This window comes from Aeromicrobium sp. NPDC092404, from assembly GCF_040684095.1.
GTDB lineage: Bacteria > Actinomycetota > Actinomycetes > Propionibacteriales > Nocardioidaceae > Aeromicrobium.
Genome location: NZ_JBFBFI010000001.1, coordinates 107,501 through 120,452, shown reverse-complemented (window position 1 = coordinate 120,452; position 12,952 = coordinate 107,501). Strand labels below are relative to the sequence as shown.

The window sequence follows — 12,952 nt, the reverse complement described above, 5'->3', positions numbered from 1 at the left end:
GCACACTGGTGACATGACCGAGACCAACTGGGCAGGCAACCTCACCTACGCCGCATCAGCCCTGCGGACGCCCCGCACGGTCGACGAGCTGGCCGCGATCGTCGCAGCCGAGCCTCACGTGCGCGGACTCGGCAGCCGGCACTCGTTCAACCGCATCGCCGACACGACCGGCGTACAGGTCAGCGTCGCCGGCCTGCCGGCTCTGGTCGAGGTCGACGACTCGGCGCGAGAGGTGACGGTCTCGGCGGGCCTTCGCTACGGCGAGCTCGTGGAAGAGCTGGACCGGGCGGGCTGGGCGCTGCACAACCTCGCGTCGCTCCCCCACATCTCGGTCGCCGGGGCCATCGCGACCGGCACGCACGGCTCGGGTGATCACAACGGCAGCCTCGCGAGCTCGGTCGCCGGCCTCGAGCTGGTGACCGCCGACGGCTCACTGCTGACGGTGCGGCGAGGCGACCCCGACTTCGACGGCATGGTCGTCTCGCTCGGCTGCCTGGGCATCGTCACGAAGGTCACCCTCGACATCGTGCCGACGTTCGACGTCCGCCAGGACGTGTACGAGGGGGTGTCCTGGGAGTCGATCGCCGACCACCTCGACGCGATCACCTCCAGCGCGTACAGCGTCAGCATGTTCACCGACTGGGGTGACGCGGGCGCCGGTCAGGCATGGCTGAAGTCCCGGGCCGACGTCACCCCGCCCGCGACGTTCTTCGGCGCCACGCCGGCGAGCCGTGAGCTGCACCCGCTGCCCGACGAGTCGGCGGAGTTCACCACGAGCCAGCTCGGCGCACCGGGCGTGTGGTGGGACCGACTGCCGCACTTCCGCCTCGGCTTCACGCCGAGCAACGGCCAGGAGCTGCAGAGCGAGTACCTCGTGCCGCGGTTCGACGCCGCCGCCGCGATCGACGCCGTACGCTCTCTCGCCCCGGTCATCCGGCCGCACCTGTTCGTCAGTGAGCTGCGGACGATCGCCGCCGACAGCCTGTGGCTCAGCCCCAGCCACGGCGTCGACTGCCTCGCGATCCACTTCACCTGGCGCATGCACGTGCCCGAGGTGACGGCTCTGCTCCCAGCCCTCGACGACGCGCTGGCGCCGTTCGCCGCCCGGCCCCACTGGGGCAAGGTGTTCCAGAGCGACCGCGAGCGCCTGGGGGCCGCCTACCCGCGGATCGACGAGTTCCGGTCGCTGGCCGACCGGCTCGACCCGACCGGCACGTTCGCCAACGAGCAGACCTCGGAGTGGCTCGGCCGCTGACGTGGTCGTCAGGTGCGTGCCGGCGCGCCGATGCGGCGCGACAGGACGTAGCCCCAGGCTGCCGCGAACACGAACATGAACAGCGAGTAGACCGCGGCCGGGACGGATATCTCCGTGCTGTCGAGCACCTCGACCGCGACGTAGATGGCCAGCGTCCCGTTGTGGACGCCGATCTCCATCGAGGAGGCGATCGCCTGGCTCTCGACGATCCCGGCGGCCTTGGGGATGACGTAGCCCACCACCAGGCTCACGGCGCAGAAGACGGCGGTGGCCAGCCCCACGTCGGCAAGGTAGTCGCCCACGTTCTCGCGCTGGTCGAGCAGGATCGCGATGACCAGGATCGCGAGGATCACCGCCGAGCCGATGCGCACGGGCTTGTCCATCCGGGCCGCGAACGCTGCGCGTCGTGCCCGGACCAGCATCCCCAGCAGCACCGGGAGCAGCACCACCGCGAAGACCTCGACCACTTTGCGGAACTGCAGCGACACCGAGTCCTCGCGATCGAACCAGGCGATCGCGAGGTTCGTGATGATCGGCAAGGTGAAGATCGCGATGACCGAGTTGATCGCCGTCAGGGTCACGTTGAGCGCGACGTCCCCGTGGAACAGGTGGCTGAAGAGGTTGGCGCTCGTGCCGCCGGGCGATGCCGCCAGCAGCATCATGCCGATGCCCAGCAGGGGCGGGAGGTCGAACAGCAGGACGAGCCCGAAGCACACCGCCGGCAGCAGGAGCAGCTGACAGGCCAGCGCCACGACGACCGCACGAGGATGGCGGCTGACCCGGCGGAAGTCATCAGGCGTCAGCGAGAGTCCGAGGCCGAACATGATGATGCCGAGGGCGAGTGGCAGCCCGACGGTGCTGAGGGCGGAGTCCATGCCTCACCTTAGGCGGACGGCAGGTCAGCCGCGCCGATCTCGAAGTCGTCGAAGTCGAAGCCGGGTGACACGAGGCAGCTGACGAGCGCATCGCCCTCGGAGGGACGGGTCCGTTGCCAGACGCCGGCCGGCACCAGCAGCTGCGGCAGCTCTCCGGCGTCGAGGTCGAGACCGACGACGTGGGCCTCCCCGACGCCGGGCTCGGCGTCGAACCCGCCGAGCTCGATCACCACGGCGCCGTCGTGGGCGAGCCACACCTCGTCGGACGCGACGCGGTGCCAGACCGAGGCCTCGCCGGCGGGCAGGAAGAAGTAGATCACCGTCGCCGTCGGGCGTACACGACCGTCGGGCAGCTGCACCGAGACGGGTGAGGCCCAAGTGCGCCGGAACCAGCCGCCCTCGGGGTGCGGCTCGAGGTCCAACGTCTCCGCCAGCGGCGGCCTCACAGCGCCGCCTCGATCGCGGGCAGGCGGGCCGTGAAGGCGGCCACCCGGTCGCGCGTGCGTTGCGGCTCTCCGACCTTGGCTAGGTTGAGGAACCCTTCATCCCCTCGCTGCTGACCCGCCGCGATGCGGTCGCTCGCCGCCGTCATGCGCTCGACCACGGCCTGGAGCACGGTCATCGGACCCCACTCGCCGTAGGCGTCCACGAGGAGGTCGAGCCGTCGCACGACGTCGTCGAGCGGGATCTCGCGGTAGAGCGGGATGCCGGTCCAGGCGAGGAACGCGAGGTCCTCGATGGGGCGTCCCGGCCCCGCCATGTCCCAGTCGATCATCGCGACGAAATGGCCGCTCTGGATGATCCAGTTGTAGGCACCGGGGTCGTGGTGGCAGATGACCTGGTCGTCGGCCAGCTCGGACTCTCCGCCGCGCCACCGCCGCGCGCCCTCGGGGCGGAACCCCTCGACGAGGTCGTGGAAGTCGCGCAGCCACGTGACAGCCTCGGCCAGCACCGTGTCGAGGACGATCTCCTTGTCGACCGGCACACCGCGGCCCTCGACGTAGTCGAGCACCTCGCGACCCTCGTCGTCGATGCCGTGCAGCTCGGGGATGCCACGCAGCCCGTTGTCGTGCAGGTAGGTCAGCAGCTCGTGGACGGCGGGCGTCCACGGCCCCGTCGGCCGGCGTACGGTACGCCCGACACGACTCGCCCCACCCACCGCGCCGGGCAGGTGCTCAGGCTCTGTGTCGTCACGTGGCACTCTTTCATCGTGGCACATTCTCACTCGCATGCCGTGGTCGACTCCGGACCTCCCCGACGCGGCCTTGCAGCCACCCTCACAGTCGTCGTGCTGGCGATCGCGGCGGTCGCGATCGCCGCCATGGTCGTCCTGTGGCCCGACTCCGATCAGGTCCCGCGCGACAAGAATCCGTACGGCGGGCAGGGCGTCTCCACGATCGGCGCCAAGGTCACCGGCGTCGACCCGTTCGACTGCAACAGCGGTGGGGAGGGCCCCGACGGGATGCCCCAGGTCGCCGGCGACTGCGCCCACATCACCGCGACCACCGACGAGGGCACGGCGACGTTCGATCTCGATGCCGCCCGGTTCAAGGCCGGCATCGACGTCGGCGACGAGGTCAAGATCCTGCGCATCGCCCCTGAGGGTCAAGCGGTGTCGTACGAGTTCCTCGACTTCCGCCGTGGGGTGCCCTTGACGGCGCTCGCCCTGATCTTCTCGGTGCTGGTCGTTGTGGTCGCCCGGTGGCGTGGCCTGTTCGCGCTGGCCGGCATCGCGGTGACGATGCTTGCACTGACCGAGTTCATCCTGCCGGCGTTCCTGGCCGGCGAGTCACCGCTGCCGGTCGCGATCGTCGGCTCTACGGTCATCATGATCGTCGTGCTCTACCTGGCGCACGGGATATCCATCCGTACGACGTCGGCGTTGTTCGGCACGCTGGTCGGCATCGGGTTGACCGGCCTTCTGGGCTACGGCGCCACCGCATGGACGAACCTGTCCGGCGTCGGCTCCGAGAACGACCAGGTCCTGGTCGCCACGGTCCCGGGCATCGACCTGTCCGGCGTCGTCGCCGCCACGATGGTCATCGCCGGCCTCGGCGTGCTCAACGACGTCACCGTCACCCAGGCCAGCGCGGTGTGGGAGCTTCGCGCTCTGCAACCCGCGATGCGGGCCGGCTCGCTGTTCGCGTCGGCGATGCGAATCGGCCGTGACCACATCGCGTCCAGCGTCTACACCTTGGTGTTCGCGTACGCCGGCTCGGCGATGACGGTCCTGCTGCTCATCACGGCCTATCAGCAGAGCCTCGGCACCATGGCGACGACGGAGGAGCTCGGCACCGAGATCGTACGGACCCTCGTCGGCGCGATCGGGCTGGTGCTTGCCGTCCCCGTCACGACCGCGTTCGCGGTGCTGCTCGCGCCGCGGGGCGAGCACGACGCGCCCACGGCATCGCGCGGCGGCAGCTACGCAGGCCCGGTCGCCGGCTGAGGTCAGTCGTCCTCGGCGCCGGGCCCTCCGGCGTGCGGGGCCAGGTCGCCCGGCTCGTCGCCGAGGTCGCTGGCGTCCTCCGCCTCGGGCGGAACGGGTCCGGGGTTCGCGAGCTGCCCATCGGTGTCGTCGGCGGTCTCGTCTGCGGTGTCGTTGCGTGCTTCCTTGGGATCTGCCATGTGTCGGACGTACCCCTCCCCGGTGGGCCCAAGCGTGGGTCCCGACCGGCGCGGGGGTCTCGCGACGCCCGTCGGATCAGCGTTCAGATGAGATACATCTCGCAGAGGCGCATGTCGCCTTGAGTCTCGAGGCGAGCCGGGGTACATCTGGTGAGTCACGTTCGCCTCCAGCAGCTGGGGCGGTCCTTCGCTGACCGTCACCCGCTTCCCCCTGCCGAGGAATGGTTCCATGATCGACTTCGTCGTCCGCCCGTTGGCGGGCCTCCTGCTCTGCGCCGCCTTCGTCGCACTCTTCCTGCTCCTGCCGACCGCCGTGCGCCATGCGCGTACGTGGATCGGCCAGATCCGTCAGGGCAACCTGCCGGCCCCGGTGCTGAGCCTGATCCGACAGCGCGAGGAGCCCGTCGAGGAGGCGGAGCCCGAGCGCAAGGCGTCCTAGCCGCTTCTCCCAACGCCGAACGAGGTGCGTCCTCGAGCCTCCAACTGACGGCGCGCCTCAACCTGTCCTGACGGCGCTGCCGGCGTACTCGTAGATCCAGGGCCGCGCGATCCTCGGCCCAGATCGGTATTCCCGGTCGAGGTCGGTGATGCCGAATCCGGCGGACTCCACCAAGGCCGGGATGTCGCGCGACAGGTGGCATCCGCCTGCCGCGGCCTTCTGCAAGGGATCGAGACGCCGCTGCCAGCGCGCCACCCGCGGCTCCGGCGCCAGCCCGTGCTCGAGGAAGGCCAGCGTGCCGCCCGGCCGCAGCACGCGATGGATCTCGCGCAGCGCGAGCTCCACGTCCGGGATCGTGCACAGCGTGAACGTGGACAGGACTGCGTCGAACGCGCCGTTAGGCTCGGCGAGCGACTGCCCGTCGAGGCCCGAGCGGACGATCGGGGTCGACGATCCTTCGCGGCGTTCGGCGGACATCCGCCACGCGGTGTCCGACGGCTCCACGGCCGAGACCGACTGCACGGCGTCCGGATACCGCCCGATGTTGAGCCCGGAGCCGAAGCCGATTTCCAGGACCCGGCCCTCCAGCCCCGCGCACACGTGGCGGCGTTGCTGCATGACGTCGTCCGTCGACAGCGCCTTGTCGATGAGATGCGGCAGCATCCGGTCGGTCCACCAAGCCATGCCCGATCGTACGCCGGGCGCCATGGTCAGGACGCAGTCAAAACTGGGGGCGATCACAGCCTGCCCACAGCGTGGCCGACGACCGTGAGGTCCAGACAACGCACTCAGGAGGACTCACATGGACAGATCGACAGCAGCACGCCTCGGCATCGCTGGAGCGGTGGCCGGCGCAGGACTGGCGGCAGGAGGGATCGCGATCGCCTCGGCGGGGACGTCGACGGAGACGCCGAGCAGCGTTCAGGCCCATCCCGGAGGGCACCGAGGTGACCACGGGCAGATGGCCGAGACGCTGGCCGAGGAGCTCGGGCTCACGACGGATGCGGTCCAGAAGGCGCTCGACGCCGTACGCGAGGACCCCCGCCCGTCGAAGGCGACGGACGGGTCGAGCAGGCCGGCCCCGCCCACCGAGGCCGAACGCACCGAGCGACGGGCGGCGCTCGTGACGGCCCTGGCGAAGGAGCTCGACGTCTCCGAGGCCAAGGTCAAGGCGGCGCTGGCGGTGGTCGACAAGCAGGTGGACGCCGATCGCCGGGAGCGCCGGACGGAGCTTCGCGCCGACCTGGTCACGCGGCTCGACGACGCGGTCGAGGCCGGCACGCTGACGTCTGCCGACAAGACGTCGGTGCTCAAGGCGTACGACGCCGAGCTCATCGGCGGCTTCGGCGGTGGCCCGGGCGGTCACGGGTTCGGCGGACGCTGAGGCGAGTGGGATCGGGGCCGACCTCGCCGAGGCCGGCCCCGATCCCACTCTTTCTCATGTGATGCAGGTCACTGGGCGCGCCCCAATCGACCTGCACTCCTGCTTCGAATCCGGCACGGCGCACTCTCGCCGAGACCCGAACAGGAGAGCCGATGACCGACGAGGAAGCGATCCGCCTGGCCAGGACCAAGCTCAGGGAGCGGTACGGCCTGACCGACATGACCGCCCGCTTGATGCTGGCCGTGCGGGCCGACCGGCGCGGGCGGACCCTCGTGCAGCAGGCCCGATCCACCCTCGAGCAGCGGCCCTAGCGAGCCAGCTCCGCACGGTCAGGAGACCACGGAGCGGACGATCTCGGCGATGCGCTTCTCGGTGTCCTCGTCCAAGGTCTCGAAGTACCACGCGGCCGGCATCAGGGCCCCGTCCCGGCCACCGGCGGGCCGGAAGTCAGCCTTCTCCGTGATGGCGAGGTTGAGGCGTTCGTCGGTGCGCAGCGTCAGCAACGCCGGCGTGCTCGCCGACAATGCATAGGCGGGCATCCCGTACCAGATCCGCGGCTTCAGGTCGGGCGCGACCTCGACGATGATCTCGTGCACGCGTTGCATGATCGATCGCCGCGGCTCGTCGGTCTTCGCGAGCTTGTCGACGACCTGGCTGAGGTTCTTCTCGTCCTTCGATGACATGGCATGTCCTCTCGTCCGGCCGATGTCGAGCATCGGCAGCATGAAGTCGGCGCATGGAGCGCCGCACCCCAACCGGACGTGTCCTGAGCTGCTCAGGCCTCTCCGCGATGATTCAGGCGATCTTCACCTGGAAGTGCTGTCGGTGGCGCGAGCCACCACGCTCAGCGTACCGAAACCATGTCACCCAGCGACAGGTCAGACGTTGAAGCGGAACTCGACGACGTCGCCGTCGGCCACGACGTAGTCCTTGCCCTCCATGCGCACCTTGCCGGCCGACTTCGCCGCGGCCATCGTGCCGGCCTCGACGAGGTCGTCGAAGGACACGATCTCGGCCTTGATGAAGCCGCGCTCGAAGTCGGTGTGGATCACGCCGGCGGCCTGCGGAGCGGTGGCGCCCTTGGGGATCGTCCAGGCGCGCGACTCCTTGGGCCCGGCGGTGAGGTACGTCTGCAGGCCGAGCGTGTCGAAGCCGACCCGGGCCAACGCGTCCAGGCCGGGCTCCTCGACCCCCATGTCGGCAAGCATCTCGGCGCGCATGACCTCGGCCTCCTCGTCGTCGCCGAGCTCGACCAGCTCGGCCTCGGACTTGGCGTCGAGGAAGATCGCCTCGGAGGGAGCGACGATCTCGCGCATGCGGGACTTGAGTGCCTCGTCCTGCAGCTCCTCGGTGTCGCAGTTGAAGACGTAGATGAACTTCTTGGACGTCATCAGGTGCAGGTCGCGCAGGAGCTCGAGGTCGAGGCCGGCCTTGAGCACGCCGTCGCCACGCTCGAGCGCGTCCTTGGCCTTCTTGGCCTCCTCGAACGCCGGGACGAGCGACTTGTCCTTGCGGGACTCCTTGTCGAGGCGGGGCAGCGCGTTGTCGACGGTCTGCAGGTCGGCCAGGACGAGCTCGATCGAGATCGTCTCGATGTCGTTCGCCGGGTTGACGTCGCCGTCGACGTGCGTGACGTCCTCGTCGCGGAACACGCGGGTGACCTGGCAGATCGCGTCGGACTCGCGGATGTGGGACAGGAACTTGTTGCCCATTCCCTCGCCCTCGGACGCACCGCGGACGATGCCGGCGATGTCGACGAACTGCACCGTCGCGGGCAGCTGCTTCTCGGACTCGAAGATCCCCGCGAGCACGCCGAGACGGGAGTCCGGCACCCCCACGACGCCGACGTTCGGCTCGATCGTCGCGAACGGGTAGTTCGCCGCGAGGACGTCGTTCTTGGTCAGTGCGTTGAAGAGGGTCGACTTGCCCGCGTTGGGGAGTCCGACGATGCCGATGCTGAGAGCCACGATCGACAAGCCTACGGGTTCAGGGGCGGTCGAGGCGAAACGCCCGGAGCTCCTGGTCGTACCAGTCCGACCTGAGGCCGAGATCCGTCATGCCGAGGCGCTGGCAGACCGCCTGCGAAGCGCGGTTGTCGGGGTGCGTCACGGCATGGAGCTCGGGCATGCCGTACGCCCACGCCCTGTCGACCATCGCCTGCGCCGACTCGGTCGCGAAGCCGTTGCCCCACGCGTCGGGGAGGAAGTGCCAGCCGATCTCCATGTCGTCGCGGTCGATGCCCTCGCTGGCCGGCAGCGGCACGAGGAGGACAAGACCCGCCGTCGCTCCGGTCGCCCGGACCGTGACGCGGAAGAATCCAGCCCCGGGACAGCCCGCCACCCGGTCGACCCACCGGTGGAGGCGGGCGACGGCTTCGTCGCGGTGCGTCATGGGTGTGCCTGCACCACTCCACCGTGCGACCTCCGGCCGGCGATAGAGGTCGAAGACGAAGTCGGCGTCCTCCGCTGTGACCCTTCGCAGCGTCAGGCGGTCAGTCTCGATCACGCCCGAGCCACTCCTGCCGCGTCATGTGGAAGATGTGGGAGTCCCCGCCGTACCAACGGTCCGGAATGATCCCCAGGTCGGTCAGCCCGATGCGCTGGGCGACTCGCGCCGAGGGCTCGTTGTGGGGATACATCGTGCACCAGACCTCGTCGAGCCCGTCCGCGAAGACCGTGTCGAGCAGCGCGACGGCGGCCTCGCTGGCATAACCGTGCCCGGCGGCGTCGGGATGCAGGTGCCAGCCGACCTCGTAACGCCCCTCCGGGTCGCCCGGCAGCGGGGTGACGCCCATGCCGCCGGCCAGCACACCGGTCTCGCGGGGCTCGATCGCCAGGTGCACGGTGTGCTCGCGCTCGGCATCACGCTCGCGCCACTCCTTCATCCGTGCGTGTGCCTCGTCCAGGGACGCCATCGGCACGAAGGGCGGGTTGCTGAGCCACCGGATGACCTCGAGCCGGCTGTGGATGTCGAGGATCCGCTCGGCGTCACCGTCGACGTACGGCCGAAGGACCAGCCTCGGGGTCTCGATCGCGTCGTTCACCCCTCGGTTCTATCAGGCGGCCGCACCAGCGCGGCCAGGCGACACCTCCCGCCATGACGGCGTTCTGTCGGTTCGGTCAACTACCGTCGTAGACATGTCGCAAGCGGTGTCACGCACACCCGCCGCCATGGCCCGGCGCGATCCCAGCGCCCGCCAGGCGATCACGGTTGCCTGCGTCGCGATGGCCGCCGTGATCGGGCTTGACCTCACGGACGGCCGCCTCGGCCTGCTGTTCTCCGTCGGCTTCGTGCTGATCGCCGTGACGGTCCCGCTCGCGGTCGACGTACGGTCGCTGTTCCCCGCGGGCGTCCTGCCGCCGGCGCTGCTGATCGGCAGCCTGCTCCTGGTCACCGTGTTCGCCTCGTCGGCGATCAGGATCGACGGGCTGGCCGAGGACGCGAGCATGATCGGCCGGTTCATCGCAGCCGTGGTGGACCGCGGCCTGACCCTCGTGGTCGGCCACGGCCTCGCGCTGGGGATCATCGCGCTGCGCATCCTGTCCGACCGCGACCGCTGACCCGCACCCGTCCCGACCAAGAGCGAGAGCGAGAGCGCGGCATCATGGGACCCGTGACCGACGACTACCTGCAGATCAACCGGGCGATGTGGGACGACCGCGCCGCCGCCCATGCGGCCTCCCCCGAATACGACGTCGATCGTCTGCGAACCGACCCGAAGGCGCTCAGCGACGTCGTGCGGTTCGACCTCCCGCTGCTCGGTGACGTGACCGGGCTGCGCACCGTCCACCTGCAGTGCCACATCGGCACCGACACCCTGAGCCTCCACCGGCTCGGCGCCCACGTCACCGGCCTGGACCTCTCCCCCGCCTCGCTCGAGCAGGCACGCGGGCTGGCCGCCGACGCCTCGGCGTCGATCGACTACGTCGCCGCGGACGTCTATGACGCGGCAGACGTGCTGCCGGAGGCCGGCCGCTACGACCTGGTCTACACCGGCATCGGAGCCATCATCTGGCTGCCGAGCATCGACCGCTGGGCCGGCACCGTGGCGGCGCTGCTGCGCCCCGGCGGACGCCTGTTCATCCGCGAGGGGCACCCCATGCTCGGGACCCTCGACATCGGCGAGGTCGGCCCGGTGCTGTCGTACCCCTACTTCGAGCAGGCCGACGCTCTCGTGTTCGACGGCGACGAGACGTACGTCGACACCGACCAGACGCTGCAGTCCCTCCCGAGCCACGAGTGGACGCACGGACTGGGCGAGATCATCACTGCCCTCCAGCGGCACGGCATGGTCTTCGAGTCGCTCACCGAGCACGACAGCGTGCCGTGGCGAGCCCTCGGTCCGTTGATGGAGCCACACCCCGACCATCCCGGCGAGTACCGCCTGGCCGAGCACCCCGAGCGGCTCGCGGCCAGCTTCACCCTGACGGCCACCCGCGCGACCTGACGCTGAGCGGGTCAGCCGTTGGCCTGGTCGATGAAGCACCAGCGCCACGCCTCGCCCGGCTCGAAGCTGCGGATCACGGCGTGCCCGGAGTCCTCGAAGTGCTGGGTGGCGTGCTTGCCGGCCGACGAGTCGCAGCAGCCCACGTGGCCGCAGTCCATGCAGAGTCGCAGGTGGACCCAGTCATGGCCCTCCGCCAGGCACTCCTCACATCCCGTCGGCGTCGTCGGGTTGGGCACCGAGCAGGCGTTCGCGAGGTGCTCGCAGGCGGCAGCCGTGTCGGTGGGCCGCAGGTCCTCCTCGCGATCGGCGGTCGTCTCGTCGGCGTACGCGACGTCGAGGATCGACTCCTCGACGTCGAGCGCGTTCATCACCTGGGCCAGCACGACCTGGTCGACCGTCCCGAGCCTGCGGATGCGCAGCAGCTCCTCGCGCTCGTGCTGGATCATCTCGCTGCGGATCCGTGAGTACTGCGCGCTCGGCGTCTCTGCTCCGCCGAGACGCTCCCAGACGGCGTTCGTCCGGTCGATCGCCCGCTCGCGCAGCCGGTGCATGACGGTGTCCGAGACCTCGTCGTGCATCTCGTTGTCGAGATAGGCCATGCCGGCATCGGTCACCGACTGCAGCACCGTCGCCTCCTGCAGGTGGTCCTCCTGGACGTCGGGCCCCGGCACCTTGAGCCACCGCACGAACGCGGGGATCGTCAAGCCCTGGATCAGCAGCGTGCCGACGGTCACGACGAACGCCATCAGCACCAGGACCTCCCGCTCCGGGGTGTCCTCCGGCAGCAGGAACACCGCAGCCAGCGTCACGACCCCACGCATGCCGGTCCAGGCGACCAGGAACGCGGCCTGCGGCGTCGGCCGCGCCTCGGCTGCGGCGATGCTCGGGATCATCCTGGGGATGTACGTCGCCGGGAAGACCCACACGAAGCGCAGCACGATGACGGTCACGAGCACCGCGATGCACGACCAGGTGATGCGGGACGCAGACAGGTCGCTGCGGCCGAGGTCGTCCACGATCGCCTTGATCTGCAGCCCGATCAGGAGGAAGACGGCATTCTCCAGGACGTACGAGATCGTGGTCCAGTTGGTGCGCTCGAACAGCCGGGACGAGGCGGACTGGATGCGGGGCGACTTGTGCCCGAGGATGACGCCGGCGACCACGACGGCGAGCACGCCCGACGGCTGCGAGTCCAGACCTGGCAGGTGGATCTCCTCGGCAGGCAGGTAGGCGAGCCACGGCGTCAGCAGCGACACGGCGACGTCGGTGACGTCGTCCTGGATCAGCTTGCGGATGTGGCCGATGACGAAGGCGACCGCCAGACCGATCAGCACGCCGCCGACGGCCGAGACGACGAAGCCGCCGCCGACCTGCCAGACGCTGACGCTGCCCGAGATCGCCGCGATCGACGTGCGCAGCGTGACGATGGCGGTCGCGTCGTTGACCAGGCTCTCGCCCTCGAGGATCGTGATGACACGTCGCGGCAGACCGACCCGGCGCGCGATCGCGGTGGCGGCGACGGCATCGGGCGGGGCCACGACCGCGCCGAGCGCGAAGCCGACTGCCAGCGAGACGTCCAGCATGGCCCAGACGACGAGCCCGACGCCGACGGTCGTGAACAGCACGAGGCCGACGCTGAGCAGCGCGATCGGGCGCCGGTACGTCTGGAAGTCGATCAGCGACGTGCGGATCGCCGCGGCGTACAGCAGTGGCGGCAGCAGGCCCAGCAGCACGATCTCGGGGGTCAGCTCGAACTCGGGCACGAAGTCGAGATAGGAGCCGATGATGCCCACCACCATCAGCACCAGGGGGGCCGACAGCTTCATCCGGCCGGCGGCGGCGCTGACGGCGACGACGATGGTCAGCAGGGTCACAAGCGTCAGGGCGGTGTGCACCCCACCATTCTCTCAGTCGGGTCCAGCACCCT

Annotated in this window: 17 protein-coding genes; 7 read left to right on the top strand and 10 right to left on the bottom strand. The window is 69.9% G+C overall.

The features are described 5' to 3' along the window. Nucleotides 1-13: 13 nt before the first annotated feature. Nucleotides 14-1,255: an FAD-binding protein gene (locus tag AB0N22_RS00675; RefSeq protein ID WP_364634652.1), complete on the top strand. Its 1,242-nt coding sequence runs from the start codon at nucleotides 14-16 to the stop codon at nucleotides 1,253-1,255. A gap of 8 nt (nucleotides 1,256-1,263) precedes the next feature. On the opposite strand, the gene AB0N22_RS00670 is transcribed toward AB0N22_RS00675, so the two are convergent. Genes AB0N22_RS00670 through AB0N22_RS00660 form a run of 3 tightly spaced genes read right to left on the bottom strand, consistent with a single transcriptional unit; the run spans nucleotide 1,264 to nucleotide 3,331 of the window. Continuing rightward, complete coding sequence (locus AB0N22_RS00670) at nucleotides 1,264-2,130, bottom strand: bile acid:sodium symporter family protein (protein WP_364634649.1); 867 nt, start codon at nucleotides 2,128-2,130, stop codon at nucleotides 1,264-1,266. An 8-nt stretch (nucleotides 2,131-2,138) separates the two neighbouring features. Continuing rightward, nucleotides 2,139-2,576 (bottom strand): cupin domain-containing protein, encoded by a 438-nt coding sequence (locus AB0N22_RS00665; RefSeq protein WP_364634647.1) that lies wholly within the window; start codon nucleotides 2,574-2,576, stop codon nucleotides 2,139-2,141. Further along, nucleotides 2,573-3,331 carry a phosphotransferase gene (locus AB0N22_RS00660; protein WP_364634644.1) on the bottom strand — a complete coding sequence of 253 codons (759 nt, stop codon included), beginning with the start codon at nucleotides 3,329-3,331 and terminating at the stop codon, nucleotides 2,573-2,575. The genes AB0N22_RS00665 and AB0N22_RS00660 overlap by 4 nt, the downstream gene beginning before the upstream one ends. A 9-nt stretch (nucleotides 3,332-3,340) precedes the next feature. Here AB0N22_RS00660 and AB0N22_RS00655 point away from each other — a divergent pair, with 9 nt between their 5' ends. Next, nucleotides 3,341-4,576: a YibE/F family protein gene (locus AB0N22_RS00655; protein WP_364634642.1), complete on the top strand. Its 1,236-nt coding sequence runs from the start codon at nucleotides 3,341-3,343 to the stop codon at nucleotides 4,574-4,576. Nucleotides 4,577-4,578: 2 nt separating this feature from the next. Here the strand turns inward: AB0N22_RS00655 and AB0N22_RS00650 are convergent, their stop codons facing one another. Beyond that, nucleotides 4,579-4,755 (bottom strand): hypothetical protein, encoded by a 177-nt coding sequence (locus tag AB0N22_RS00650; RefSeq protein WP_364634639.1) that lies wholly within the window; start codon nucleotides 4,753-4,755, stop codon nucleotides 4,579-4,581. Between the two features lie 229 nt (nucleotides 4,756-4,984). Here AB0N22_RS00650 and AB0N22_RS00645 point away from each other — a divergent pair, with 229 nt between their 5' ends. Continuing rightward, a complete protein-coding gene (locus tag AB0N22_RS00645) occupies nucleotides 4,985-5,194 on the top strand; it encodes a hypothetical protein (protein WP_364634637.1) in 210 nt (69 codons plus the stop codon). Between the two features lie 57 nt (nucleotides 5,195-5,251). On the opposite strand, the gene AB0N22_RS00640 is transcribed toward AB0N22_RS00645, so the two are convergent. Then, entirely contained in the window at nucleotides 5,252-5,878 is a 627-nt protein-coding gene (locus AB0N22_RS00640; protein WP_364634634.1) for a class I SAM-dependent methyltransferase, read from the bottom strand. Nucleotides 5,879-5,996: 118 nt separating this feature from the next. Between AB0N22_RS00640 and AB0N22_RS00635 the strand changes: the two genes are divergently transcribed. Together AB0N22_RS00635 and AB0N22_RS00630 are read left to right on the top strand one after the other, a co-directional pair. Beyond that, nucleotides 5,997-6,578 (top strand): hypothetical protein, encoded by a 582-nt coding sequence (locus AB0N22_RS00635; RefSeq protein WP_364634631.1) that lies wholly within the window; start codon nucleotides 5,997-5,999, stop codon nucleotides 6,576-6,578. A 152-nt stretch (nucleotides 6,579-6,730) separates the two neighbouring features. Continuing rightward, on the top strand, nucleotides 6,731-6,889 hold the full coding sequence (locus tag AB0N22_RS00630; RefSeq protein WP_364634628.1) for a hypothetical protein: 159 nt from the start codon (nucleotides 6,731-6,733) through the stop codon (nucleotides 6,887-6,889). Between the two features lie 18 nt (nucleotides 6,890-6,907). Here AB0N22_RS00630 and AB0N22_RS00625 read toward each other — a convergent pair whose 3' ends face one another. The 4 genes from AB0N22_RS00625 to AB0N22_RS00610 all read right to left on the bottom strand — a co-directional run bounded on the left by AB0N22_RS00625 (nucleotide 6,908) and on the right by AB0N22_RS00610 (nucleotide 9,621). Beyond that, the gene (locus AB0N22_RS00625; protein WP_364634625.1) at nucleotides 6,908-7,261 is read right to left on the bottom strand and encodes a DUF1801 domain-containing protein; all 354 of its coding nucleotides are present in this window, start codon (nucleotides 7,259-7,261) and stop codon (nucleotides 6,908-6,910) included. A 195-nt stretch (nucleotides 7,262-7,456) separates the two neighbouring features. Next, complete coding sequence (gene ychF / locus AB0N22_RS00620; RefSeq protein ID WP_364634622.1) at nucleotides 7,457-8,545, bottom strand: redox-regulated ATPase YchF; 1,089 nt, start codon at nucleotides 8,543-8,545, stop codon at nucleotides 7,457-7,459. Nucleotides 8,546-8,564: 19 nt separating this feature from the next. Beyond that, the gene (locus tag AB0N22_RS00615) at nucleotides 8,565-9,083 is read right to left on the bottom strand and encodes a GNAT family N-acetyltransferase (protein WP_364634619.1); all 519 of its coding nucleotides are present in this window, start codon (nucleotides 9,081-9,083) and stop codon (nucleotides 8,565-8,567) included. Next, on the bottom strand, nucleotides 9,070-9,621 hold the full coding sequence (locus tag AB0N22_RS00610; RefSeq protein ID WP_364634616.1) for a GNAT family N-acetyltransferase: 552 nt from the start codon (nucleotides 9,619-9,621) through the stop codon (nucleotides 9,070-9,072). Before AB0N22_RS00610 ends, AB0N22_RS00615 begins: the two co-directional genes overlap by 14 nt. Nucleotides 9,622-9,715: 94 nt before the next feature. Between AB0N22_RS00610 and AB0N22_RS00605 the strand changes: the two genes are divergently transcribed. Then, complete coding sequence (locus AB0N22_RS00605) at nucleotides 9,716-10,138, top strand: DUF6542 domain-containing protein (protein ID WP_364634613.1); 423 nt, start codon at nucleotides 9,716-9,718, stop codon at nucleotides 10,136-10,138. A 53-nt stretch (nucleotides 10,139-10,191) separates the two neighbouring features. Beyond that, a complete protein-coding gene (locus AB0N22_RS00600) occupies nucleotides 10,192-11,025 on the top strand; it encodes a class I SAM-dependent methyltransferase (RefSeq protein WP_364634610.1) in 834 nt (277 codons plus the stop codon). Nucleotides 11,026-11,036: 11 nt separating this feature from the next. On the opposite strand, the gene AB0N22_RS00595 is transcribed toward AB0N22_RS00600, so the two are convergent. Next, complete coding sequence (locus AB0N22_RS00595; protein ID WP_364634608.1) at nucleotides 11,037-12,920, bottom strand: Na+/H+ antiporter; 1,884 nt, start codon at nucleotides 12,918-12,920, stop codon at nucleotides 11,037-11,039. Between the last annotated feature and the right edge of the window lie 32 nt (nucleotides 12,921-12,952).

What these genes read in the sequence shown, in the direction of transcription:
- AB0N22_RS00625 (WP_364634625.1), bottom strand. Translation starts at nt 7,261, where the DNA reads ATGTCATCGAAGGACGAGAAGAACCTCAGCCAGGTCGTCGACAAGCTC.
- AB0N22_RS00640 (WP_364634634.1), bottom strand. Translation starts at nt 5,878, where the DNA reads ATGGCTTGGTGGACCGACCGGATGCTGCCGCATCTCATCGACAAGGCG.
- AB0N22_RS00630 (WP_364634628.1), top strand. Translation starts at nt 6,731, where the DNA reads ATGACCGACGAGGAAGCGATCCGCCTGGCCAGGACCAAGCTCAGGGAG.
- AB0N22_RS00670 (WP_364634649.1), bottom strand. Translation starts at nt 2,130, where the DNA reads ATGGACTCCGCCCTCAGCACCGTCGGGCTGCCACTCGCCCTCGGCATC.
- AB0N22_RS00635 (WP_364634631.1), top strand. Translation starts at nt 5,997, where the DNA reads ATGGACAGATCGACAGCAGCACGCCTCGGCATCGCTGGAGCGGTGGCC.
- AB0N22_RS00650 (WP_364634639.1), bottom strand. Translation starts at nt 4,755, where the DNA reads ATGGCAGATCCCAAGGAAGCACGCAACGACACCGCAGACGAGACCGCC.
- AB0N22_RS00645 (WP_364634637.1), top strand. Translation starts at nt 4,985, where the DNA reads ATGATCGACTTCGTCGTCCGCCCGTTGGCGGGCCTCCTGCTCTGCGCC.
- AB0N22_RS00675 (WP_364634652.1), top strand. Translation starts at nt 14, where the DNA reads ATGACCGAGACCAACTGGGCAGGCAACCTCACCTACGCCGCATCAGCC.
- AB0N22_RS00605 (WP_364634613.1), top strand. Translation starts at nt 9,716, where the DNA reads ATGTCGCAAGCGGTGTCACGCACACCCGCCGCCATGGCCCGGCGCGAT.